The organism is Flavobacterium kingsejongi (assembly GCF_003076475.1).
GTDB classification, from domain to species: Bacteria; Bacteroidota; Bacteroidia; order Flavobacteriales; family Flavobacteriaceae; genus Flavobacterium; species Flavobacterium kingsejongi.
In genome coordinates, this window is sequence record NZ_CP020919.1 from 3,919,950 (window position 1) to 3,944,536 (window position 24,587).

Below are 24,587 nucleotides of genomic sequence, written 5' to 3' on the forward strand. Positions count from 1 at the left end.
TATTCAGTATTAAAAAATTTTACTATTATTCTACAGCAAAAAAACTAAAAAAAATCAGATTTTAGAGCAAATCATTAAATATTTGGCATTCCGTTAACAATTTTAACCTTATTTCCCAAATAAAAGTCAGCTTTTTGACCTATTTCAGGAATCGGGTGGCTATTGTCAGCATAAATAGCCTCTTTTGCATCGAATTCAAAATGTCCGTAAAAACCTTCTAAATTTCCAATTTCTTTAATATGAGCCTCAAAAATTATATTATTCTCAATTAGCTTCTCTGTATATTGAATTGCAAAATTCGTAATTATTTCTTTATTATCATACTTAATTTTGATATTTTTATACATCATATCAAAAAATACACAATTATTTTGTGGTATAAGGAAATAATCGTGCAGATTTTTAGCAACTAAAACGTTTTCGTAAATACATTCAATTCCTGCTAATAATGAAATTAAAATAAATTTCCTGGTAACATCACGCTGGTAATCTTCCTGAAAATGACCGGCTTCAAAAAGTACTGTTGGTACATTCAGGTGCTGAAATGTATCTCCAATACAGTTGATATTAAAAGAATCATCAAATCGTCCTATTTGTCCGGGAATAAAGTGCTGTAACACCTCATTCATCGCTACAATAAGCTGTATAGCCGCCTCACGTGTTGGATTGATTTCGCGTGCATCATTATAGGAAGGCGCTAAAAAGGATACTGTAGCTGGTTTACCGGTAGTATCTACGCCAAAAATGGTCCGTTGATCGTGGAGGTTAAAGCAATAATCCGGCATAAAACCTTCAAATACCGCACGCAATACCCTGCTCTCCGGCTGTGTCAGATCCTGTGAGTCCCGATTAAGATCTACCGCATTAGCATTAGCCCGAGTATATAAGGAAGCACCATCCGGATTTAGCATTGGTATAATAAGGACCGTAACCGCATCCAAAATTGGTTTCGCCTCGTCACTCTCCAGAAAAAGCATTAGGTCAAAAACAGCTTTGGTTGTCGTTGCTTCATTGCCATGCATCTGCGACCACATCAATATTTTCGTTTTACCGGTTCCGATCCGGTACTCATAAATTGGTTTTTCGAGGACCGAATGCCCGATTATTTTTACATGCGGTTTCCGATGCGGTTCCTGTAATAAGGGTTCAATATGGTCTAAAGTAATATAGCGTCCTGATAGGGATGCTACAGTATACTGTTGGGCTAATTTTTCGAAATTCATGGCTTTATTTTAGATTTACAAAAGTAAACATCTTATTTTTTACAATTGTAAACAATACAATTTGATGGTTAGTTTAATATTGTAACCACTTATATTTTCACCTTACCATGCTTTAACAGCACTGTTATGTATATTTAATTACAAAACAAATATAACCTAACATTCAATCAGTTAACATTGCTTATTTAATCCTTCACTTATAGTATATTTGCAAATAAATGCTAATATCCACGGTATATCATTCTGTTTTGTTACATTTGTAATCAACAGCATTCCAATAAACATGTTACAATGGTAAACACAGAAGACTTTATAAAAAGGCTGGAAAAGATATTGGATTATTATGCGCTCAATGCTTCTGCCTTTGCCGAGAAAATTGATGTGCAGCGCTCCAGTCTCTCCCATCTCCTATCCGGAAGAAACAAACCCAGCCTCGACCTGATCCTAAAAATTACCGATGAATTTCCAGAGGTCAATTTGTACTGGCTGCTAAAAGGCAAAGGGCAATTTCCTGGGTCCAGTGATGATGGGGTACCAATGGCCGAACCAAAAATCAAGGCTCCGGCTCCGGAAAAAATCACGGCCAGTACCCAGCCTGATTTATGGGATGCCGTCGAAACCACTGCACCGATACTTCCAAAAACAGAAACACGCCCCCTTCCCCTTCCGGATAGTACCACAGAAAAAGCCATTGAGCAGATTGTAATATTTTACCGTGACGGTACGTTCCGGCACTACAATCCCAACAAGGCATAAAAAAACCTGCTCCAAACGGAACAGGTATTATAGTATAACGGATGTCGGTGATTAGTCGACGTCGAAATTATATTGAGGATTCTTGCCCGAAACTCCTTTGTAATGTTGCCGGATGATTTTCAGGTCGGCAGTGATGTCACCTGTCGGATAAAAGGGTGCTCCGATCTTTACTTCTTTTTTACCGTAGTCAAATGCGACCGGGATAATAGGCACGTTGGCTTTGATCGCGATATAATAAAATCCCGTCTTCCACTCCGTTACTTTCTTACGGGTACCTTCGGGAGCTATGGCCAGGCGGAATACCGGCTCTCTTTTAATCACTTCTGCTATCGCTTCTACTTTGTTCTGCCCTTTTGTACGGTCTAAGGGTGCGCCACCCATCCATTTCAGGTACGGGCCAAAGGGGAAACGAAAAAGCTCTTTCTTGGCGACATAGTTCATTTTTATTCCCATACTGCCCCGGGTCAGGACGCCGATAAAGAAATCCCACCAGCTGGTATGTGGCACCACAATCATGATGCATTTTTTAAGTTCCCTGTCAATTGTGCCGTTAATTTTCCAGCCGAGTAGCCTCAGGAAAATCCATCGGTATATTTTTTGCATCTTTTGATTTTATATTGCGGTAAAAATAATATTATTCTTTTATTTTTGAGAAAAAATTACATGCTCAAACGCTTCTTCAGTTACTTTATTCCGGTGATGGTCTACCAGAAGAAATCGGAGATCAATAAAAATCTCGAAGTGACCTGGAATAACGGACAACTGGTCCTCGACTCCAAAAACACCAATTACTCGTACGGGAGCCTGCAGCGTATTTTACGCAAAGGATTGCAGTATATCGGATTTGAGCGTATCCGGAATTTTGAACAGATTCTCGTATTGGGTGTGGCTGGCGGCAGCGTGATCAAAACACTGGCCGAAGAAATAAAATGCAAAGGGCATATCACAGGCGTTGAGATTGATCCAGCCGTGATTGCGATTGCCAATGAGTATTTTGGACTGGACCGGATTCCGAATGTGGAAATCATCATTGACGATGCTTTTGAGTTTATCCTGAAAACCAAAAACCGCTACGACCTCATCATCATTGATATTTTCCAGGACCTGACGATGCCGAATTTCCTCTTTGAGGAGTTTTTCATCCACCGCATCAATTACCTGTTGCGCAAAGAGGGGTTTATCTTATTCAACACGATGACGCTAACCCCGGAGCATACACAACGGAACCTCGACTACCGTTCGAAGTTTGACAGCGATTATTCCGTGCGGATGTATCCCAAAGTGGAAGACCACAATGAGCTGTACACTATTAAAAAATTACGGTAAGCGTTTAGAGCATTTTCCGGGCTTTCTCCAGATCTTCTGCAGTATCGATCCCGATGCCTACATGCGTAGTTTCGACCATTTTTATTTTCTTGCCATATTCCAGGTAGCGCAGCTGCTCTAACTTTTCAGAAGCTTCAAGGCTTTTCATCGGCAGGCGGCTAAAGTCCATCAGGGCCTCTTTACGGAACGCATAAATCCCGATATGCTGGAAATAGCGTACGCCGGCATTCGTATCCCTTGGAAATGGGATTACCGAACGCGAGAAGTACAATGCCAGGCCATTCTGATCCACCACTACTTTTACGTTATTCGGATTGTCTATCTCCTCCGGAATGGTGATCTCCCGCATCAGGGATGCCAAATCAATTTTCTTCTCGCCATCGTTCCTGAAAACGGACAATACCTGCTCCAGCGGCTCGCGGTTGGTAAAAGGCTCATCCCCCTGCACATTGACCACGATATCCACATCCATCGTTGCTACAGCTTCGGCGATACGGTCACTGCCCGATTCGTGTTCGGCAATACTCCGGATGGCTTTACCGCCATGTGAAACGATTTCATCATAAATATTGTCCGAATCGGTTACGACAAAGACATCATCGAATAGTGCCGTGGCTACAGCAGCTTCATACGTGCGTAAAATAACGGTTTTGCCGCCCAGGTCCTGCATGAGTTTGGCAGGAAAACGGGTCGAGGCATAACGGGCGGGTATCATGGCTATTATTTTCATAATCGTAGGGTAACTAAGGATTCATTTTGGTGTTGCTATTAGTGTCCGGCTTCATTAAAATTCTCATCTTTAAAGCCAATCAGGTAGAGTTTGTCTTTGGCCCGCGTCACGGCGGTATACAGCCAGCGGATATAATCGCGGTCGATTCCGTTGGGCAGGTAGGGTTGTTCTATAAATACGGTATTCCATTGCCCACCCTGCGATTTGTGACAGGTGATGGCATACGAGAATTTGACCTGCAGCGCATTAAAATACGGATTGGCTTTCACTTTCTGGAATTTCTTGTATTTCGAATATTCCGATTCATAATCCAACAGCACTTCCTGATAGAGTTTATTGGACTGTTCATAAGTAAGTGACGGCGATTCGCTGCTTATCGTATCGAGTAGCAGGACGGTTTCAAACGGTTTCTGGTTCGGGTAATCGACCATGCGGATTTTGACAGTGGCGAATTTGAATTCATAGAGTTCCTGGATCTTAAAAATCTCCAGTACTTCGATAATATCCCCATTGGCAATAAATCCTGCTTCGTCCGATTCCTTGAGCCAGAAATAATTATTCTTCACGACCATCAGGAAATCCCCGGTAGATAGGTCGCTTTCCTTGTCCAGTATCCGGGTACGGATCTGTTGGTTGTACTGGTTCGCCCTTTTATTGGAACGCACAATAAACGCCGTATCCTCCACCCCATAATTACTGTAGGCGGTATTAATGGCATCCTGGATAACATATCCATCGCTAAGGCGAACAATATCTTTAAAGCCCCGTACATAAAACTGAAAGGTATCGATAAAGTTTGATTTGAGTATTTCCCGTAATTCGGTTGCATTGTATAAGATCCCGGAGTTTTCCTCCTGACGCATTACTTCATCGAGTTCGATATGCTGTACGTCCATATTGTAATGGATGCCTAAGGTTTCTGTATTGAGTGCCGGGCTTACATCCATATTCACCGGTGGCAGCTGCGCGGTGTCTCCTACGAAGATCATCTTACAATTGGTACCGCTGTAAACGTACTGAATTAAGTCATCCAGCAAGGAAGCGGTTTCAAACATGCTGCTATCGGTATTCACATCGGAGATCATGGAGGATTCATCGACGATAAAGATCGTATTCTTGTGTTTGTTGGGTTGCTTGGTAAAGCTTACGCCACCACCGCCACCAGCTTTGGGGAAATAGATTTTTTTATGGATCGTGAAGGCTGGCTTCTGTGAATAATTGGCAATAACCTTGGCTGCACGCCCTGTAGGCGCCAATAGCACAAATTTCTTATCAATATCCTGAAGGTGGTTGACAATCGTGGCAATCACCGTTGTTTTCCCGGTTCCTGCATAGCCTTTCAGTACAAAAATTTCATCCCTATTGGTATTGGTGACAAAATGGGCGATTTGCTGGAAGAAGAGATCCTGTTTCACAGTGAGGCGAAAAGGGAATTTCTTTTTTAGAATGGCATAAAACAGTCCTGAACTCATTAGTGTGTTGTATATTTTTGGAGGCTCAAAGATAAGCATGAATTCTTTGGCACCTGCCTTTGTGGAAAAAAATTGTAGGCTATTTCAAATTCGCTTGCGCTAAAACCGGGCTGTGGCTGATGGTATAGCCCCGACAGCAGCGGTATCTTTTTTGCCCGTACGCCGGTCCTTTTCCGCTTAAAAACGGGTGGGCAAAAAAATACAAGCGTATGGCGGGAATAACGCCGCTAAAATGCTGAAAGTTTTGCTCCTGATCCCCATGCTATCTAAAAAAATTGTAAGTTTGCGGACTGTCCCAAGAGTAGTTCAGGACGTTAAAAAAGTCGCTTTCCCAATCCTATGTCATTAAAATATAACACAAGCATAACGGAAAAAATATACAAAAAACTGTCCCTTCAGGTATCTTTGAAAGGGCTTTCATTTTGTATTTTCGATACGTTAAACTTTGAGGTGGTAGCGGTAAAGGAGATTGATTTTGCCGATTTCCCGGAAGCTGACAAGGTGGAAGACCACTATTGGAAGGCATTCCTGGATTATCCGGAGTTAATGAAGCTGTATGATGAGATTGTGGTGGTGCATGAGAACAACCTTTCGACGTTTGTGCCGAATGCATTATTTGATGAGCAGTACCTGAGCCACTACTTAGAATACAATACGAAGGTTTTTGAAACGGATTTCTTTGCTTTTGATACGCTGGAGAATTATGATATGAAAAACGTGTATATCCCGTATGTGAATGTCAATAATTACCTGATCGACCAGTTTGGGCCGTTCGAATACCGGCATACCCAGACGGTACTGGTAGAAAAACTGCTGGACTTGTCGAAGAATATCGATGAGAAACAGGTGTTTGTACACTTTCGGAAGCAACAGTTTGAGATTGTAGTGGTCGAAAACCAAAAGCTCTTGCTGTTCAATTCTTTTGAATACCATACGCCGGAGGATTTTATCTACTACCTGCTGTTTACCGCGGAACAACTAAAGCTGAATCCGGAGCACTTTAAACTCCGCTTGCTGGGCGCGATATCGGAAGAAGACCCTCTGTATGCGATTGCGTATAAATACGTACGGAATACGGCATTACTGGACACTGCCAACTTGGAGCAGTATAACAATTTTGGGGCTTTACAGAACCTAAAGCATTTTATTTTATTTAATTTATGAGAATCATTTCCGGAAAATATAAGGGACGACGACTAACGGCACCTAAGAATCTCCCCGTTCGGCCGACTACAGACATGTCCAAAGAAGCCCTTTTTAATATCCTCAACAACTATTTTAGTTTTGAAGGGCTAAAGGTGCTGGACCTGTTTTCCGGAACGGGAAATATAAGCTATGAATTCGGATCCCGCGGCAGTGATAATATCACGTCTGTAGATGGCGATTTTGGCTGTATCAAGTATATCAAGCAAACGGCAGAGGAATTTGACTTTAATATCTCGGCCATCAAAAGCGATGTATTTAAATTCTTAGAAAAGAACAAGGCTTCCTATGACCTTATCTTTGCCGACCCTCCGTATAACCTCGACCAGGCTTCGTTTGAGAAGATCGTCCTGCTTGTTTTTGAAAACGAACAGCTGAATGATGATGGGATGATGGTTATCGAACATTCCAAGCATACCAAACTCGACCACATGATCAATTATTCCTTCCATAAAAACTATGGCGGATCGGTATTCACTTTCTTTGAACTCAACCATGAGGAATCGGAAGATGTCAAAGACACCGGACTGGACGCTACCGAAGAAGGATAATTGCACCTTACTACGATCAATATCTTACGAAAATAAACGCTTTATCCCCGCCTATAGCGGGGATAAGGCGTTTGGGTACTATTTCTAATTGGCATTACCGAATCCTATTGGTATTTTCATCCACCACTTTCTCCGTATATGCGGAGGCTTTGACTTTCCCGAAGGTATAGCGCAGGTTAAGGGCGAACTCATGGACATTGGTAAAGTAAGTCGTCTGGATCGCAACCGGATACAATTGCATATCCTGCTTATAGGCCATACTCTCCCAGATATCGTTACAACTAATGGTACATTGCCAGCTCTTCCCTAACTTTTTGGATACCGAGAGGTCCATGCACCATAAAGGCTCGACATTAAAAAAAGTCTCGGTGCGCTTCCCTATCGCCCAGCCTGAAACGGCAATTGTAAAATCATGCGGCAGTGTAAACATCTGGCTGGAATACAGGTACAGGAACGGATTCGACTTTCGGGGCGCTACCGAAGGATCTTCAACCCGGTTCCATAACACACTCACGATATTGATGCTGTTCCAACTATTATGGGTAAAAGGCATTGTAAATTCCAGCGTATATCCGGTTTCTTTTTTGAAGTTGAGCGGTAGCGAGGTCAGCAGTGTTTTTGCTGCGTCATAATCATAGCCGTAATACATTGACCCCCGTCGGTCATAATAGGTCAGCTTTATGGATTTATCGTTCCGCTGGTAGTTTAAAGTCACTTCTGATGTAAAGGCAGGATTTAGGTTGCTATTCTGCGAAAAGGCATAATACGGATTAATATAGGCCGTCACCTGGGTTAACGAGGCATATTCCGGACGTTCGATACTGCGGGCATAATTCAGGCTGATCGTCTGGGTACTGTCTACCGGGAAGTCCAATTGTACCTTAGGGAAGAAGTTGTCCAGCTGTTTGCGGATGGGCGGCGCACTATCGTCTTTAAAATGCCCCCGGACTTTCATATCTTCCATGCGGGCACCCAAGCGATAACTCATTTTATGAAACGTACCGGAGAGCTGGGTATAAGCCGCGGCCTGCTGCTCCTGATGCCTGTAATTGGAATGGGTTGTGGCCTGTTGCTCATAATCATTCACGTTAAATACCGATCGTGCCGTGGTAATCCCATACAGTACCCCAATTTCCCACTTGATCCCTTTTCCGATCAGCTGTTCATAATCGATACGGCCCGAAAAAGCATCCAGGATAAAATGCTGCTTCCGGAATTGCGAATACAAAGGAGCCGCATCATTATAGGTATTATAGACGTCATAGTTCCCCTTCCGGTTAAGGCCGGAATACTGGAATCCTGTAAAAAGCTGGGCTTCCTTTTCCTTAAACTTCTTTTGGTAGTTCAGGAAGGCATTCAAAAAGTTACGGTAAGCCCGCGTATCACTATCTGTAGCCACCCGGGTAGCATTTGCCTCCTGTATCAGCGCAGAATTTGCATAAATGGTGCTGTGGTCTTCTATATATTGATTGTTGGCGGTAAAAGAAAAGTAATCGGTGTCGTTGATTTTATACACTACTCCTACGCCACTGTTCAGTTCAGGCTTAAAGGTTTTAGCATGTACATCATAACCCGACTGCAGGTCTTTTTCGGCAATAGTGAAGTTACTGGCATTCCCTTCCCAGGGCTTGCTTTGGTTGTACGACAGGTTGGCTTTAACTTCAAAACGTCCCTTTTGAAGGCTCGAGTTAAGGTTGAGGTAATTACTGTAAAACCTTTTAAAAGAAACGGTTTCGGCTACTGTAGTCGTAAATCCTTCCCTGCGTCCGATCTTCCGGGTGATCAAGACCACCGCACGCCCATCGGCCTCATATTTGGAAGAGGGATTGGAAATGATCTCGATACTTTTGATATCATCGGTAACCAAAGCATTCAGTTCATTCATCCCGATTTTCTGGTTGTCCAGGTAGATCAGCGGGGTACCACGCCCCATAATAGTGATTCCTTCCCCGTCAGCGCTTACGATGACATTAGGCAATTTACGCAAAACGTCCAACGGATTGGGAATACTATTGTAAATGGAGTTGGCAATGTCCACTTTAATCACCCCATTTTTGGTGGTGTAGGTTGGTTTCTTCTTTTCGACATGTACTTCATCAAGTTGGTTTTCCTTAGCAGGAATACTATCTGTAACGGTGGTTTCCTGTGCCATACTGCTCCAGGTGGTCGCCAGTAACAGCAGGATACTGTATTTTTTAATCATTAGGGGGTAGTTTCTGTTTATGTATTGGTATTGAGCCATTCCAGCCAGTCGCGGCCTACTTTCTCCCAGTTGTATTGGGCATAATCGGGTTTGTGGTGTCCGGCTACCGGATAATAGCCATGCTCGAGGCTGCGGTAGCTCCGGAATTGGAAATTGGTTTTCTGTTCCCGTATGGTTTCAATCTGGAACAGGTCGTTAAAGGCTGCCGACCAGTCCCCGGTGGCATAGGCAAACAGCACCGGGATTTCCAGTTGCATCAGGTTCTCTTTTTGCGGCAGCGAAAATTCATAAGTCGTCTTATAGCAATCACCCCCATCCAGGTTGATCGTCCGGGAATTGGCCACTACCGTTTTCCAGTAGGCAATGGTACGGTCGGCTTGGGGAAGGCTGTCTTTTTCCTCATAACGTGCCTGTGCCAGCTGGTTCATTATTTTACCATAAGGATTGCCCCCGGAATAAATCAGGTGGGTCACCTTCTTATTCACCGCGGCCATTTTTGCCGCAACCGAACTCCCTTCAGCATTTCCGGTAACTACTAACTTTCTGCTCTTTACCCACCGCTCTTTACTCAATTGCTTTAATATAAAATTATTCCGGTACACATAATAATCTAAGGAATTCCGCTCCAAAAATGCTTTGGGTGGCAGGGCGCTTTCCCGGTTTTTATAGTACTGGTATTGCGGCCCCAGTATGGCAGTATCGGCAATGATCGGGATAAAAGGTTTGCCCGGGACTACAATATGAAACTCCTCCAGGAAAGGTTTTTCGTCAAACGGCAATGTACCCAGTAGTCCCTTTTCGCCATACTTAATAACGGGCTGTGGCTGGCAATCCTGGCAGTAAAACAATAGCGGCTTGGCGAGCTTCTCCTCTCCTTTTTTGGATATCACGATCAGGTCTACCGGGTCATCCTGGAATTTCAGGGCGAAATACCGGTACCCGAAATCTTCCGGTCTTTTCTTTTGCAAAGGCGAATACGGTTTAGAGTATAACAGCATAATAAAGTGATTTAGGGTGGACGGTTACTTGGTGTTCTGGTACAAAATTGGGTCAAAAATCAGCAGCGTAGGTTAATGCCCGGTTAATGGCGGGTTAATGTGTTGTTTTAGGATTAAAACCCTTATTTTTGAACCACAATCTCCAAGCATGAAACGTAAGATAAATTTGCTGATCGCTTTTGCCGCCCTGATCCTCATTGCCTTATCGGCGATGCAGTACTACCTGGTCAAAACGGCCTATGAGTATAAGGTCGAGCAGTTCCGGACCGAAATCAAAGATAAGATCGCAGCTATCACTAATGATTACAGTGATATCGACTCGACGATCTTCTACAAGAAAGATTTATTATACAAGCAGTTGGCCGAGAGTTACATCCGCGATAACAAGACCCGCTTTGACGTTAAAAACGATATCCTGCGCAATGAATTCAAAGAGGAACTAACCCGGAAACTGCAAGAGGAATTTAAAAGCGAAATCCCCGACCTCCAACTGGATTTTGCCATAGTCCTGGACAAATTTGTTGTCTTTGATGCCGCCAAGGGAGCCGATACCATCTTTGCCGAGAAGCCTTTTATCCGTAATAAGCTCTATGGCAACCTGGCTTCGCTGGACGATGCTTTCCTGATCCGGAATTATGTAGGGACTACGAGCGGTACACTCCGCCGGGAGACCTTAGATTCTGATTACCGGCTGCTGACGGAAGATACACTGTATGTATCGGTGAAAGGATGGGAAATGATTGTCCTGAGCCGGATGAAGCTCTTATTGGCTTTTGCTTTTTTATGCATCCTGACGCTCGTGACTTTGTTTGTCATCGCCCTTAAAGCCCTGATCCAGCAGAAGAAAGTAAGCGACATCAAAACCGATTTTATCAATAACATCACCCACGAACTCAAAACCCCACTCACGACACTATCCGTTTCTACAAAGATTTTGGAACGTAAGGAAGTCCGGGAAAACAATGAGGCCTACCAGAATGTCCTCAATACCATTACCCGCCAGAATAACCGGTTGCAAAACCTCATCGACCAGGTGATGAGCAATTCCCTTGGATTTGAAGAAATAGACCTGCAGAAGGAAAAGGTGCTCCTGCCCGACTTCCTGAACAGCATTATCCACGATTTTAAACTGGCTTATCCCAATGTAACGCTGGAAAGCGCTTTTGATCCCACATCGGTAACCCTGAACCTGGACAAGTTCCACCTGACAACAGCACTGACGAACGTATTGGAAAATGCGGTTAAATACGGTTGCCATACCATCACCATTGGCACTGCTTTCCACAATGACCTGTTTACGATCAGTATCAAAGATGATGGTATTGGGATTGCCAAAAGCAAACAGTCCCTGCTATTCGATAAATTCTACCGTGTGGAACAAGGGAACATCCATACCACCAAAGGGCTGGGGCTGGGATTGTATTACGTGAACCGGATTATTAAAGCCCACCGTGGCAACATCAGCGTAGTGAGCGACCTGGGCCAGGGTGCGGCTTTTACCATCAGCATTCCTTCCCTATGAGCCGAAAAGTACTATTAGCCGAAGACGATTATGACTTCGCCATGATCCTCAAACAGTATATCGAACTCCATGATTTTGAAATCATCTGGGCCCGCGATGGCGAAGAAGCCCTGGAGCTATTCCAGAAAGGCGTTTATAGCATCTGTATTTTTGATGTGATGATGCCCAAGATCGACGGTTTTACCCTGGCAGAAAAGATCATTAAGATCAATCCCGAAGTACCCTTTGTATTCCTGACAGCCAAAAAGCTAAAAGAAGATAAGCTCATCGGGCTGAAACTGGGTGCCGACGATTATATTGTCAAACCTTTTGAAGCAGACGAACTCGTCCTGCGCCTGAATAACATCTTAAAACGAAGTGAGAAAAGCACCAGCTTTGCTGCGGCCGAGATTGCTATTGGCAAGTATACCTTTAATCCGCAACGGCTGGAACTGGTTTTAGACGATCAGCTGCAACGGCTGACCGAAAAAGAAGTGGCCTTAGTCTTATTCCTGTACAACAATAAAAACAGGGTACTGAAACGGGAAGCTATTTTAAAAGCGGTTTGGGGTACTGATGATTTCTTTTCGGGACGCAGTATGGATGTCTTTATCAGCAGGCTGCGGAAGTATTTTAAAAATGACGACCAGATCGAGATCAAGAGCATCCGTCATATCGGGCTGGAGTTCCGATTGTAAAAAAAGCAGACCTATAAGCCGGGTTCTGTATCCTGTAAACAGGATCCTTATCATTTATCTAGCCCCGGTATTACTACCGGGATCCATCTACCTACCCTTCGGCAACGGGCGAGCAACCCTTAAATGCCGATATACTTGGTATTTCACCGCATAGAGTTTACCTGGTTTCACTACAGCATTACCTGTACATACTTTCTGTTGCACTTGTCCTCCCGTGGTTGCCCACAGTGACGGGCGTTACCCGCTATGCTGCTCTATGGTGCCCGGACTTTCCTCCCTCCTGATAAATCAAAACGGCGATAAGGCGGTCTGCTGCGCAAAAGTAATCTATTTTCCCGGGAATCCCTATCCCGACTGACTATTTCCTGCCTGGGCTTTAGAATTTAGCGATACCGCTGAAAATGTATTAGGATTTACAGATTACCTGCTTAAACTAAAAACACCTATAAGCATCATGTCTATAGGTGTTTTTAGTTAGTGTATGCTCTATTTTATTCCGAACACTTTTTCCAAATGTTTCGGATAATGCTCTAAATCCTTCGCAATATCGCCGTCCTTGAAAATATCAAAGCAATTATAGTCCTGCATGATTTCTACACCGCAGAAGCGGTAATTACTCGTTATCTGTAGCAGCAAATCAGAAGTTCCTGCTCCTTTAAATAATTGCTGATCCGGATTGCCAAAGCTTTCTGATGGGGCGTTCCAAGTTGACGATACCATAAACTTTTTGCCTTGCATTTTTCCGCCTGTGCCGTATTGCCTGGTTGTGTCTTCCCGCGTTCTGCCGTCGCCAGATAGAAATTTAGCACTATGCAATCCACTGTTGAAAACCTCATCCACATACTTTTTATAGATCCACGGAGCGCCAAACCAATTGATCGGAGTCTGTAAAATAATGATGTCGGCTTGCAGGTGTTTTTCTACTTCTTCATCTGCATCATACCCCTCCTCGACTTTGGTTACTATAACCTCATAATTATGAGCTTTAAAAAAGTCTTTTGCTTTTTGGGTAAAGGCATCGTTCAAAAGACCTTCTGACCAGTTTGGATAAGTCAAATGTGTATTGATTAATAAAACCTTTTTGTTGTTTCCATTGTACTATTATCTAATTTTTTTTATCATTAAGATTTAACGCCGAATGCTTTTTTCAGGTAGGCCGGATAGCCTTTGCTGAGCCAAAAAAATATATTCGCAATTACTCACAAACAGCCATTTCTTTTGCATTCATACGGCCACCATATACTTTTAGCTTTAAAAATGCAGTATCCAATTCTTGTAAATCAGCAGCTGTCAATTTAATTTCAAGTGCCCCTAAATTCTCGTTTAGGTGGGGAATATTTCTTGTCCCCGGAATCGATACAATAAAGGATTTCTGAGCCAGGAGCCAGGCTAATGCAATTTGAGAGGCTGTTGCATTTTTTTTAGAAGCAAAATCGTTTAGCAGATTTACTATAGGCATATTCGCTGCCAGGTTTTCAGGAGTAAAACGCTCGAAATTAGAACGCCCATCAAACTTAGGATCAAACGTAGTGCTGGCATTCAGTTTTCCTGTCAAATATCCCATGCCAACTGGCCCCCAGGGCACAAAGCCAATGCCCAATTCTTCGCAGACGGCCAGTACGCCATTTTTTTCAACACTCCTTTCCATAAAAGAATACTCCGTCTGGATTGCTGAAACAGTTTGTACCGAATGTGCTTTTCGAATGGTTGATACATTCGCTTCAGACAAGCCAAAGTGCAAAACTTTTCCTTCTTTGATTAACTCTTTTACAGTTCCGGCAACATCTTCGATAGGTACATTCGGGTCGACTCTGTGTTGGTACAAAAGATCGATACGGTCCGTTTTTAAGCGCTTCAATGATTCTTCGACGACTTTTTTAATTTGTTCAGGCCGGCTGTTCAGTCCACCGGATTTTGACCCAGATGCAATGTCAAAACCGAATTTAGTCGCAATTGAAATTTTATTTCTAAAAGGGGCTAATGCTTCACCGACAAGTTTTTCATTGGTAAAAGGCCCATATACTTCAGCTGTGTCAAAAAAGGTAATGCCATTTTCATAAGCTGTGTGTAGTGTCTTTACTCCTTGTTCTATTTTTGCCGGCGCACCATAATTTGCGCTTATGCTCATGCAACCCGCTCCTAATGCCGATACTTCCAAACTTCCTAATTTTCTCATGCTCCTATTTCCTTCTTTATCTGATTTATGGTACTTGCTTTCGTTTAGACTTTCAGATGCAGCCAAGATGTTAGGGGCAAAAAATAAACCTGCGCCTGCAATTGCTGATTGCTGCATAAAATGCCTCCTTGAACGTTTTCCGCTGTTAGAATTATTGTCTTCCATTTTACAATTGTTTTACTAGTACAAAGCTAACGGGATGCAGAGTCTCCAGAGGAAACAAACTACTATCAAAAAAGAAACAAATTACTGATATAAAAAAACGCCCCGTTAGGAAGGCGTTTGTTCGTGTCTATTTTTATTGTTTGCCTGCATCCGGTATTCTTTTGGTGTAAGGCTGACTTGCTTTTTGAAGAATTTGGAAAAGTAATTGGGGTATTCAAATCCCAGTTCATATGCAACTTCGGTAGTATTCAGTTTTGGATTTTCGACCAATAATTCTTTTGCTTTCCTAATTACAAAATCATGGATGTTTTCCAGTGCCGATTTTTGGGTAAAATGCTTTATGATATCGCCCAGGTAGTTTGCGGTCAATCCCAGCTTGTCTGCGAAATACTGAACGTTCGGAATCTGTGTAACCGGTTTGTCATAATATTCGATCAAGTTTTGCTGAAATTGAGTAACAATGCGATTGTATTGCTTAGGGTCGGTCGAGAATTGTCTTTTATAATAAGCTTCTACCAACGAGATAAGCACATTTACGTATGATAATAGCACATTATAGTTTTGCTTTTCGCTTTCATAATATTTTACCATCAGTCGAAAAACAGCACTGATTTCCTCCACTTCCTCTTCATTTAGGTACAAGGCCTCATGCTGTCCATAATCGAGATACGATTTGAACAGGTAGCGGTTTTCCTCAATTATTTTTTTAGATAGCTGCACATACATTCCGGTATAGGTCGGTTCCACATCCCATCCTGCGGGTACGATTAAAGTGGGGCTATTAAAAAACACTGCGGTAATGGGAGTCCGGTCTGACTTCAGCTTGTTTACCAGGTTAATCTTAATGGAAATCCTGTAAAAGTCCACAGATACAGCTTCCGACTTCAATAGCATCGTTGGGGGATTATAATATCCAACGTCAATATCATGGTCTAAAGGACTGTCTAAACCGATGTATTCATTATAGGACGCAAAGTCTGTAAAATGTTTCATGTGATGGTTTGATTCGTGTTATGGCAGTAAGTTCGGTAAAAGGAATGGTTACGCAAAACTATTAATGTTTTTTGCTCATAGCTTCTAACGCTTCAATTTGTTTTCTTTTTTCCTCTAACATTTGCTTGTTTATATGTATAAGAGCTCCACCAAAACAACTATATTCACCTGTTATTGAGACCATTGAAAAGTAAGCGATGTGATTATCTAAGTCTCATAAGTAACGTATTTAATTGTTCATATAATTGTTTGTCCTGTTTTACTATGGATAGCTGCTGCTGAAAAAAAATGTGGCTCGCCTCTTTAGATTCAATTATATATTCAATTTTTTCAGAACCGTTAGTACAGCTAACTTTATAAGAACCATACTGATATTCTTCACCTACTTTTGATTTTATGACGTTATTAGAAATATGCTTTTTTAGTAAAGCAAACGTCTTATCATTGACGATAAAAACTTTGACATTGTTCCTTTCCTTCTTTTTTTCTTTCGTATAAATTTCTATTGTGGGAAGGGGCTTGTCCATTATCCCTACAGGCTCATAAATAATAGATTGTGCAGCACAGGAGCTAACCATGAATAAAATAGAAAATAAGTATATTCTTTTGATATTTTTTAGTTTCATAGGAAATGTTTTAAAATGTCACATCTAGTTTAGGTAGTCCTCTCATTTTGATTAGACTGGTGACGGCTAACAATTACAATCTAGCATTTAAAATTCATTTTTATCTCTTTCACAAAACCAGGTTGGCTGGCAATCTGAAATTACACATCCTCCTGAGTTTTGAGTTTTGATTTTTCACCTTTTACTGCTGCTATAGCAGACAAGATGGTGAAAAGGAAATTAAATATTAATTTTTATGAAATTTTACGGTATAGAGAGCGTTGATTAATAAATCTTTTTCAATTTTATTTAAATTTTTAGAATAAATAGTCAATCGATTATTGGTTTTAAAAAGACTATCAACTGAAATACCTGTAATTCCTTCATTATCTTTTTTTGAAATTCTAAATTTGACATTATAATTATCAATAACTTCATACATATAATATTCATTCAAAAATGTGCCTTGTGCTTGGTCTATTTCTGGGCAATCAGAAAAAAATAAATTTTTCGTGTCCATTCCTAACCTTTTATATTTTGATATTTGTGCTTTGGAAAATACTTTATTTGTTTCATCAAATTTTTCTGAATATTTACCATAATCACTGATAATGGTGTCTCCAGACTTTGTTAATATCGCAGCTACATTAGAATCTATTCCTTGAATAGTTATTTTTTTCCAATCATGAGGAATTTCAATTGTATATATAACCATATCAATTTTATTACTTTTCTCACTGTTACAACTTGAAAACGTTATACAAGTGATTAAACCTATTATTAATATTAAATTTTTCATTGTTTTAATCACTATTCGCAACCATAATACTCATTAACAAAAAACTCATATGCTATCTTTTTTGATCTATCAATCAACTGGTAAAATTCGTATTGATTGATTAAGCCAGTCCATTGTGTTGGCTGTGACTTTATCAGAATAAAATTTTTATTAGAATACAATTTTGCATTACGATAGTCAGACATAAAACCAGTAAAATTAAATTCAATACTATCTTTAATAAAAATTCTTTTTAAATGTAATGGTTTACCCGACATGATAATTTTTCTATCCTCCCCTTCTTTGGTAGCTGAAAATTGATAACTAAAAACAATCGTATCTTTATCAATATTGAAATGATAAGAAAGACTATCAGTATTTGGAACATAATAAGGCTTTGGCTTTATTAGCTTGAAACCGGTCGACTTAACTAAATCACAATAATAAAAACCATTCACAACATTTGGGAATACAGATATCGTTGTGTCTATTTTTAATTTCTCATGAATTAACTCTTGAGTATTCTGATGAACCTCAATTTCTTTTTTTATTTCAGATTTACATCCAAACAAAACACATAGGTAAAAAATAAAAATATACTTATTCATAATTTATTGAGGTTTACTTCCCTTTCCATTTAAGAGAAGATTTGACATACCTACATTATTCTTTTTCCTTATTTTTAATATAATTCAATCCATTGAGGTTTTTAGAGCTAAACAGATCGTTAATGGAATCTCTTTCAATACAAATCATTGTTTTCTCTTCAAAACCTAAACAAGTGACATAAGGAGTTTGAGATGGAGAAACATTTATTCCACCTATCATAACTTTTTCATTCCAAATTGAATGTAACGAAAACCTATAATCAGTATTAATTTTAATTTTATTATTACGTATATTTTTTTCCTTTTTTGATACAATCTTAAACCATTTATTGTTTCTTTTAGCATAAATAAGATAGTAATTATTAATGGAATCAATCTTACGAACTGTAAAAATGGAGTCCAACTTGGCAGTAGTTGTGAGTTGACCAGATTTCTTAATATTAACTTTTTGGGCGCACGACGCGAGATAACAAAAAGTTACGAGAATTAAAATTGAGGTAAAACGAAAATATATTTTCATAGCTTATGGATAAGTCATTATAGTTTGCGGAGCTTTGGTGCCTTGTTGAACAGTATAATCAACCCGAGTAGCCCCCGTAAATGGAGATTGAAGTTGATTTCCTTGTGCATCATAAACATTTTCATTAATTATCATATTTTGTGGAGTTGCAGCATTATGTGACTGCATATATACACTGTTTGGATTAGCGGCATCAGCATTCGTTGCTGATCCTACTGAAATTCCCGAAGCCTGAGTAATCAAAGCACCTTGATAAGATTCGGTAACCTCGTGGAGTGTAAGTAATCCGGATGTTCCAAAATAATTATCGGCGATAGATAAAACACCTGGATTAATTTCCTGTTGCGTACTAACTGTATTGCTCCTCCTAATAAAGTATCCTTAGCAACTATAATATTCAAAATAGCCCTGTTCATTTTATAAAGTGATTTGAACAAACATTTAATTTCCCTTATCCTCTTATTCCAACCTCAAAAATACCGTTATTCATTTCATTCTTGCATCAATGTCTCATAATTTACGATCCCTTTTTGAGTTTGATAATGCGAAAAGGAAAGTCTGTAAAGGAAATCATAATATTTATTATCAAAGGAATAAATAGAATAATCCTCATTACAGCCCTAGAACCGCTGCCAAGAATAGTACTTAACGAGTAAGTGTAATTCGTAACAGGATGATTGTGAAAGGATGCGACCGAGCTTTCGCTAAATTAAAAATACCAAAATGTAATATTTATAAACATGAGCAGTACTAACGACCACTTTTTATAAAAAATAAAGCAGCTAAAAAAAACAAGAAGAAATAAATTCCTAAAAGATACAGTACCTCCAAAATCTTGTTCTCCTATGCTCACAACCAAATTAGCTAAAAGTGATAACAAGATTGTAACCACTATAAAATACCTGAATAAGCTATATAACTTCATAATAATCTCGCAAAACCTCTGCTCTCTGCAGGCTTTAAATTATTTCTCTGGATATACTTGTATGTTTTCTCTTAAAATCTCATAAAAAACATCTGAATAGGATTTATTGTTTTTTTGCATACTGTCAATTTCAATTAACGTTTTGTTTTTCCCGTTTAAAAACATTTTCATGGAGAAATAATCAATATAAAGCAAAGAATCAATTGGTTTTTTATTAATTGAATCATTTATTCTTTTAATATTTTCGTAAAGATATCTGTTTGAATCTTTAGTATCTTGATCTTTAGTATTTAAAAACTTCACAATATTTAAAGTGTTTAATCTGTGATACTTACTTAGCGTTTTATTTTTAAGTATGAGGTCTTCCTGCAAATTCCGGTTATATTGATCACCCCATTCCGTTTTAAAGTGAGCACCTGATTCCAGTTCAAAATGACCACCTAATTCCGGTGCAAAGTGAGCACCTCCGTTTTGATTAAAAACTATATTTTTTCATCTGTTAATTAGTATTCAAATATAATAAAATATCACTCTTTGTTTATTCCTCTTTTCTTTCTCATGGATTCTCCATGTAATTCAAGCCTATGAGATTGGTGTATAAGTCTGTCTAATATTGCATCGGCTATCGTTTTTTCTCCAATTATATCATACCAGCCTTGAACTGGTATTTGTGATGTCACGATTATAGAGCCGTTATTATGCCTGTCCTCTATGATCTCTAAAAGAGTAATTCGGTTATGGCTGTCAAGTGCCTGGAGTCCAAAATCATCAAGTATTATAACATCCTGTCTTTGTATTTTGGTAAGTTCCCGTAGATAAGTACCATCTGCTTTAGCCATTTTTAGTCTAGCGAACAATTTTAAGGTATTAAAATAACTTACCTTAAAACCCTGTATACAGGCTTGATAACCTAATGCAGTACCTAAATAACTTTTACCGACACCGGTGCTTCCAGTGATTAAAATGTTTTCGTTTTTCTCTATAAATTCGCATTCTGCCAGACGCAGTACCATGTTTCGGTCCAGGTTACGTGATACATCAAAATTGATACTTTCAATATTTGATTTGTAATGGAATTTGGCATTAGTGATACTTCGTTCAATACGACGATTGTACCTTTCATCCCATTCTGCATCAATAATCATCGATACAAACTGGTCAAGGGTATAATGATCTGTTTTCCCGCTTTCAATGGCTGTTTTAAAAGCATTAAACATGCCATAAAGCTTCATTTGTTTCATTTTGGTTACTGTGGATTCATTCATTTTTTCAAGATTTAATTTAGTTATAATAGTGTTTTCCTCTTATGTTACTGTGATCGGGAAGTTCCTGCTCAGGTTCTTGATCAAAATCAATATGATCCAAGTTGTTTTCTAAAATGTTTTGTATGGTCTTAAAATTGTAAATTTTAAAATCAAGTGCCCGCCTGCAGGCATTTATTAATCGCTGTCTGCCTACCTTTTTTTCAAAATTCAGTATTCCTAAACAGCTTTTATAAGCCTGTTCTGGATGATTTCTGCTTTCGATTATCTGCATTATATATTCTCCTACTGACTCATCAATATTATTAGCCCATTCAATGAAGCGGGCAGCACTCCATTGGGCTACAAATTGATGTGTACTGGCTAAATGCTCAGGAGTTGTTGTATAGACATAAGGTTTGTAGTTTCTTGGATGTACAGCTATTCGATTGTATTTATAATAAATCTCTACTGTTGATTTGGTATATAACAGCTTGGCTTTCTTCTTTACATATTGATACGGAACGCTGTAATAGTTTTTGTCCTGGCTTAATTGAACATGACCGTTTTGCATTACTGTTGCAAAAGACTGGTATTTAATTTCAAAACGATCTTGTGGGAGTGGACGCAGTTTTTCTTTCTCGTCTTCTAAAAATAATTCAAAGCGGGAATAAGGGCGTCCTGTCAGTTTTCTGTTATTGTGAGAGTCAAGTAAATCCCAGATCTGCTGGTTTAATTCTTCCAGAGAAAAGAACTTAGTTTCTTTTATGGTTACATAAATCCTTCGATATAATATCTTAACAGCTCCTTCAACTAGTGACTTGTCTCTGGGCCTGTAAGCTCTGGCAGGTAAAATTGTGGTTTCGTAATGTTCTGCTAAATCAGCCAGGGTTTCATTGATTGTCGGTTCAAAACGACTGCTTTTTATTACGGCAGATTTTAAATTATCTGGAACAATGGCGGCAGGAGTGCCTTCAAAAAAGCGCATGGCATTTTCTACCGAGTCAACAAAGTTTTCCTTTTGCTGGCTCATGGAAGCTTCAGCATACGTGTATTGGCTAGCGCCCAATATTGCTACAAAAAATTGTACTTCTTTGACTTCTCCAGTATCTATATCAATAATTGAGAGTGTCTTTCCGGCATAATCAACATACATTTTATCACCAGCCTTATGGTTCATATGCATGACCGGATTAACTCGTTTGCCCCATATATTGTAATGATAATGAAATTGTGAAGTTCGATAACCATCAGGATTTACAGCAATATATTGTTCCCACATATGCTGTACGGTAACGCCAACTTTTTTTAGTTCACGTTCCATTTTAGGAAAAAAATCATAAAGTGTCTGTAATCTCGGGCTAATGGCCTCTACACTAGTCTGGGAGAATAAAAGTTCCAGCTCTGCATCGGTTTTTTGGTCGATTAATTCAAAGCTTAATTCGAGAACTTCAAATAAAGAAATATATTTCTTTACCGTATTTCTTGAAAGGGATAAGTAGCTACTTATAAATAACTTACTCTTTCCATTACAATAGAATTTAATTACTTTTCTAATTTTACTCATGTCTGTTATTTTGTTTGCCATAATCCGTAAATTTTTAACGAATGTATGGTTCTAACAACATGAAAAAATCAATAGTTTTTAATACTTAATTCACCACAAAACTTGGTGGTCAATTTGCTCCGGAATTAGGTGGTCAGTTTGCTCCGGAACGGGTGGTCAATTTACTCCGGAATTAGGTGGTCAAATTGACCGGTTTTTCCAGTTAATGCAACTAACCAGGTCGCGAAAAACGGTTATGACGGCGGAAGTGGAGGAAATGAAAATTACGTACTCCGCGGTAGCAATCAGGCCGCAGCACACGGTAATACAAGCGCAACCGGCTCCAATGTCGCATTTTCAATTTTAAACCCATACAGGGTAGTAATCTTCATAAAATTCGTAGGATAATATGGCAACTCCAATCAGTACAATATTACAATGGTTCACAACAGGAAAGAAACCCTCACAGGCTCAATTTTGGGCTTCCTGGCAGTCGTTTTGGCATAAAGACGAACAAATACCCCAGTCAAGTGTAAACGGGTTACCAGGGGCTTTAATAGGGAAAGCTGACAAAATACAGCTTGATGGTCATATCGCCGACGCTAATGCGCACGGCATAGCTGACAAATTAGCCACTAAAAGCGACGTGGGGCATACTCACATGATCCCGAAGTTTTAGGCTTGCAGCAGACCTTAAACGAGCATGCCGACGCAATTGCGGTTAATGATGGGTTGACACTTATAGCGAATCAGGCAGCCCAGGAAATTGAATTGCGCAATAGTGCCGGGGACATACTTGCGACTTTGAATGTTTCATTTTTGAATAACGAGGGCACCGAGTTCCGATTTAACCAAACCACGAATAATTTAGAGTTGTGGAACGATCAGGGTGAAATGCTTTCTGCCGTTCCGGTCGGTTCATTTGTTACAAATGTGGCAAAATCTATCAATTTCAAATCAGGTCAGGCCAATGTCCTGGAGTTAAAAGATACTGCTGGTAATGTCCTTTCATTCGTGAATTTTAATATCGTAAATATTTCCGGGCTACAATCTGCTTTGGATTCAAAAATATCTGTAGTTGCTTATAACGGATTCGTTAGCCAAACGAATGATGCTTTAGAATCCATTAATGGCAATGTCACTTCGCTTATTGCGCAGGATATTATCAATGTTAAGACGCAAGGAAATCAAGTTGTGCAGGGTATAAAAGATTTTGTCGGGGGCGTAACTGTGCCAGTAGCCACAACCGCTGGCCAAGCTGTGAGGTTTTCGCAATTGCAAACCGTCGAATCCGCAAAAGCAAATATAAACGGCTCTAACGTTTCCCCCCTATCGTTTTGGAATATTGTTTCGCAGCATTCAAACGGATTGGGTGGTTATGCCTACTCAGATCAATTCGTGCCAAATAGTGATATATCTTCGATAATGATACGCTCTGGCAATCAGTCCACCTGGAAGCAGGCCGGTTCTGATACGATTAGGGACTGGCTAAATATTTCATCGGTTGCCAGTAATAACGTTGTTTATAAATCCCTAAATCAAGATATCGGGGGGCAGAAAACATTTTTAGAAGCACTGACGGTAATCGGAATTGTGAAATGTAGTTCCGAAGTCGTAAGCGAATCCAATCGTACGGGGTCAATCGTATTTAAAAAGAACTCTAATTCCGTTGATGCCCGGGAATGGGTTGTTATCCCGAATTATAGTTCAACCGGAACACTGGATACAATAGTTAGGTTTGATCAAAGTAGTGATAATTTTGTGGCTCTAACAATTGGTCGCGATGGTCATTATAATTTTAAACTGCCTGTATCTTTACCCGATGGTTTATTGCCAGATCAAGCTATAAATTTACGGCAATTAAAGTCATTGGTTCAGACAACAGATTGGGTAAATATACCTTTTACGCCGCCAGCAGATACGGGTATAACAATTAACGTTTGTCGTATGCGTCTAAAAGATGGCCTTGTTTTGATTAATTTAGAAGCTGTTAAAATTGGCGGCACGTCCACTGGTGGAATATCCATCCCAATGAATGCTATAATTGACCCGGAAAAGATTTTTTATCAGATACTTAATAATCATGCGCAGATCGTTGATAAAGGCATATACGAGGTTATTTTACAATCTCATAATCTTACTTTGAATTTTTTAGCTAATCAAAACGGCAGCGTTAAAATGACTTGTGCTTTACCGATAGCGAAGTCAGTATATAATTAAAATGCGCCGGCCAACATATTGTTGGTCGGCGCATTTGCGTTATAATGCTTTTTTCTTTCTCAGGTTGATGTATAAAAAATAACCGATACTGATGCAGTATATAACAGTAAAAAATATCATAAAATAGGTTTCTACACTTGATAATATGG

The 24,587-nt window shown here is 39.8% G+C and carries 24 protein-coding genes, 1 other RNA gene and 1 pseudogene; 8 read left to right on the forward strand and 18 right to left on the reverse strand.

The genetic code is table 11. From position 1 onward, the window contains the following. Positions 1-74: 74 nt before the first annotated feature. A complete protein-coding gene (locus FK004_RS17660) occupies positions 75-1,223 on the reverse strand; it encodes a M14 family metallopeptidase (protein WP_108738455.1) in 1,149 nt (382 codons plus the stop codon). A 291-nt stretch (positions 1,224-1,514) separates the two neighbouring features. Between FK004_RS17660 and FK004_RS17665 the strand changes: the two genes are divergently transcribed. Continuing rightward, positions 1,515-1,979: a helix-turn-helix domain-containing protein gene (locus FK004_RS17665; RefSeq protein ID WP_108738456.1), complete on the forward strand. Its 465-nt coding sequence runs from the start codon at positions 1,515-1,517 to the stop codon at positions 1,977-1,979. A gap of 51 nt (positions 1,980-2,030) precedes the next feature. Here the strand turns inward: FK004_RS17665 and FK004_RS17670 are convergent, their stop codons facing one another. Next, entirely contained in the window at positions 2,031-2,582 is a 552-nt protein-coding gene (locus FK004_RS17670) for a 1-acyl-sn-glycerol-3-phosphate acyltransferase (protein ID WP_108738457.1), read from the reverse strand. A gap of 60 nt (positions 2,583-2,642) precedes the next feature. Between FK004_RS17670 and FK004_RS17675 the strand changes: the two genes are divergently transcribed. Further along, on the forward strand, positions 2,643-3,305 hold the full coding sequence (locus FK004_RS17675; protein WP_108738458.1) for a spermidine synthase: 663 nt from the start codon (positions 2,643-2,645) through the stop codon (positions 3,303-3,305). Positions 3,306-3,309: 4 nt separating this feature from the next. Here the strand turns inward: FK004_RS17675 and kdsB are convergent, their stop codons facing one another. Continuing rightward, entirely contained in the window at positions 3,310-4,035 is a 726-nt protein-coding gene (kdsB, locus tag FK004_RS17680; protein ID WP_108738459.1) for a 3-deoxy-manno-octulosonate cytidylyltransferase, read from the reverse strand. 38 nt (positions 4,036-4,073) lie between these two features. Next, the gene (locus FK004_RS17685; protein WP_108738460.1) at positions 4,074-5,507 is read right to left on the reverse strand and encodes an ATP-dependent DNA helicase; all 1,434 of its coding nucleotides are present in this window, start codon (positions 5,505-5,507) and stop codon (positions 4,074-4,076) included. Between the two features lie 339 nt (positions 5,508-5,846). On the opposite strand from FK004_RS17685, the gene FK004_RS17690 reads away from it, so the two are divergent. Both FK004_RS17690 and rsmD read left to right on the forward strand, forming a co-directional pair. Then, positions 5,847-6,671 (forward strand): DUF3822 family protein, encoded by an 825-nt coding sequence (locus FK004_RS17690; protein ID WP_108738461.1) that lies wholly within the window; start codon positions 5,847-5,849, stop codon positions 6,669-6,671. After that, positions 6,668-7,261 (forward strand): 16S rRNA (guanine(966)-N(2))-methyltransferase RsmD, encoded by a 594-nt coding sequence (gene rsmD, locus FK004_RS17695; protein WP_108738462.1) that lies wholly within the window; start codon positions 6,668-6,670, stop codon positions 7,259-7,261. The genes FK004_RS17690 and rsmD overlap by 4 nt, the downstream gene beginning before the upstream one ends. 94 nt (positions 7,262-7,355) lie before the next feature. Here rsmD and FK004_RS17700 read toward each other — a convergent pair whose 3' ends face one another. Together FK004_RS17700 and FK004_RS17705 are read right to left on the reverse strand one after the other, a co-directional pair. Next, positions 7,356-9,464 (reverse strand): outer membrane beta-barrel family protein, encoded by a 2,109-nt coding sequence (locus FK004_RS17700; protein ID WP_157956149.1) that lies wholly within the window; start codon positions 9,462-9,464, stop codon positions 7,356-7,358. 17 nt (positions 9,465-9,481) lie between these two features. Next, complete coding sequence (locus FK004_RS17705; RefSeq protein WP_108738464.1) at positions 9,482-10,462, reverse strand: hypothetical protein; 981 nt, start codon at positions 10,460-10,462, stop codon at positions 9,482-9,484. A 148-nt stretch (positions 10,463-10,610) separates the two neighbouring features. Here FK004_RS17705 and FK004_RS17710 point away from each other — a divergent pair, with 148 nt between their 5' ends. Continuing rightward, positions 10,611-11,984, forward strand: coding sequence for a sensor histidine kinase (locus FK004_RS17710; protein WP_108738465.1), 1,374 nt, complete (start codon positions 10,611-10,613; stop codon positions 11,982-11,984). Next, positions 11,981-12,661 (forward strand): response regulator transcription factor, encoded by a 681-nt coding sequence (locus tag FK004_RS17715; RefSeq protein ID WP_108738466.1) that lies wholly within the window; start codon positions 11,981-11,983, stop codon positions 12,659-12,661. Before FK004_RS17710 ends, FK004_RS17715 begins: the two co-directional genes overlap by 4 nt. On the opposite strand, the gene rnpB is transcribed toward FK004_RS17715, so the two are convergent. The 12 genes and pseudogenes from rnpB to istA form a co-directional block, all read right to left on the reverse strand. Continuing rightward, positions 12,660-12,977: RNase P RNA component class A (gene rnpB / locus FK004_RS17720), an RNA gene on the reverse strand. The genes FK004_RS17715 and rnpB overlap by 2 nt on opposite strands. A gap of 170 nt (positions 12,978-13,147) precedes the next feature. Next, positions 13,148-13,732, reverse strand: a pseudogene (locus FK004_RS17725) (NAD(P)H-dependent oxidoreductase); the annotation flags it as partial. Between the two features lie 124 nt (positions 13,733-13,856). Beyond that, positions 13,857-15,002: an aldo/keto reductase gene (locus FK004_RS17730; RefSeq protein WP_108738468.1), complete on the reverse strand. Its 1,146-nt coding sequence runs from the start codon at positions 15,000-15,002 to the stop codon at positions 13,857-13,859. A 105-nt stretch (positions 15,003-15,107) separates the two neighbouring features. Next, on the reverse strand, positions 15,108-15,995 hold the full coding sequence (locus FK004_RS17735; protein ID WP_108738469.1) for a helix-turn-helix domain-containing protein: 888 nt from the start codon (positions 15,993-15,995) through the stop codon (positions 15,108-15,110). Positions 15,996-16,198: 203 nt separating this feature from the next. After that, on the reverse strand, positions 16,199-16,621 hold the full coding sequence (locus tag FK004_RS17740; RefSeq protein WP_108738470.1) for a hypothetical protein: 423 nt from the start codon (positions 16,619-16,621) through the stop codon (positions 16,199-16,201). A gap of 226 nt (positions 16,622-16,847) precedes the next feature. Continuing rightward, positions 16,848-17,399 carry a hypothetical protein gene (locus FK004_RS17745; RefSeq protein ID WP_157956150.1) on the reverse strand — a complete coding sequence of 184 codons (552 nt, stop codon included), beginning with the start codon at positions 17,397-17,399 and terminating at the stop codon, positions 16,848-16,850. A gap of 11 nt (positions 17,400-17,410) precedes the next feature. Beyond that, complete coding sequence (locus FK004_RS17750; RefSeq protein ID WP_108738472.1) at positions 17,411-17,986, reverse strand: hypothetical protein; 576 nt, start codon at positions 17,984-17,986, stop codon at positions 17,411-17,413. A 55-nt stretch (positions 17,987-18,041) separates the two neighbouring features. Further along, entirely contained in the window at positions 18,042-18,506 is a 465-nt protein-coding gene (locus FK004_RS17755; protein WP_108738473.1) for a hypothetical protein, read from the reverse strand. 3 nt (positions 18,507-18,509) lie between these two features. After that, on the reverse strand, positions 18,510-18,749 hold the full coding sequence (locus FK004_RS17760; RefSeq protein ID WP_108738474.1) for a hypothetical protein: 240 nt from the start codon (positions 18,747-18,749) through the stop codon (positions 18,510-18,512). Between the two features lie 721 nt (positions 18,750-19,470). Next, positions 19,471-19,803, reverse strand: a complete 333-nt coding sequence (locus FK004_RS17765) for a hypothetical protein (protein WP_108738475.1) — start codon at positions 19,801-19,803, stop codon at positions 19,471-19,473. A gap of 155 nt (positions 19,804-19,958) precedes the next feature. Then, positions 19,959-20,696: an IS21-like element helper ATPase IstB gene (gene istB / locus FK004_RS17770; protein WP_108736446.1), complete on the reverse strand. Its 738-nt coding sequence runs from the start codon at positions 20,694-20,696 to the stop codon at positions 19,959-19,961. Between the two features lie 16 nt (positions 20,697-20,712). Further along, positions 20,713-22,260, reverse strand: a complete 1,548-nt coding sequence (gene istA / locus FK004_RS17775) for an IS21 family transposase (RefSeq protein WP_108735486.1) — start codon at positions 22,258-22,260, stop codon at positions 20,713-20,715. Positions 22,261-22,627: 367 nt separating this feature from the next. Here istA and FK004_RS17780 point away from each other — a divergent pair, with 367 nt between their 5' ends. Further along, complete coding sequence (locus FK004_RS17780) at positions 22,628-22,897, forward strand: hypothetical protein (RefSeq protein WP_108738476.1); 270 nt, start codon at positions 22,628-22,630, stop codon at positions 22,895-22,897. Between the two features lie 2 nt (positions 22,898-22,899). Continuing rightward, positions 22,900-24,438, forward strand: a complete 1,539-nt coding sequence (locus FK004_RS17785) for a hypothetical protein (protein WP_108738477.1) — start codon at positions 22,900-22,902, stop codon at positions 24,436-24,438. Positions 24,439-24,587 lie beyond the last annotated feature (149 nt).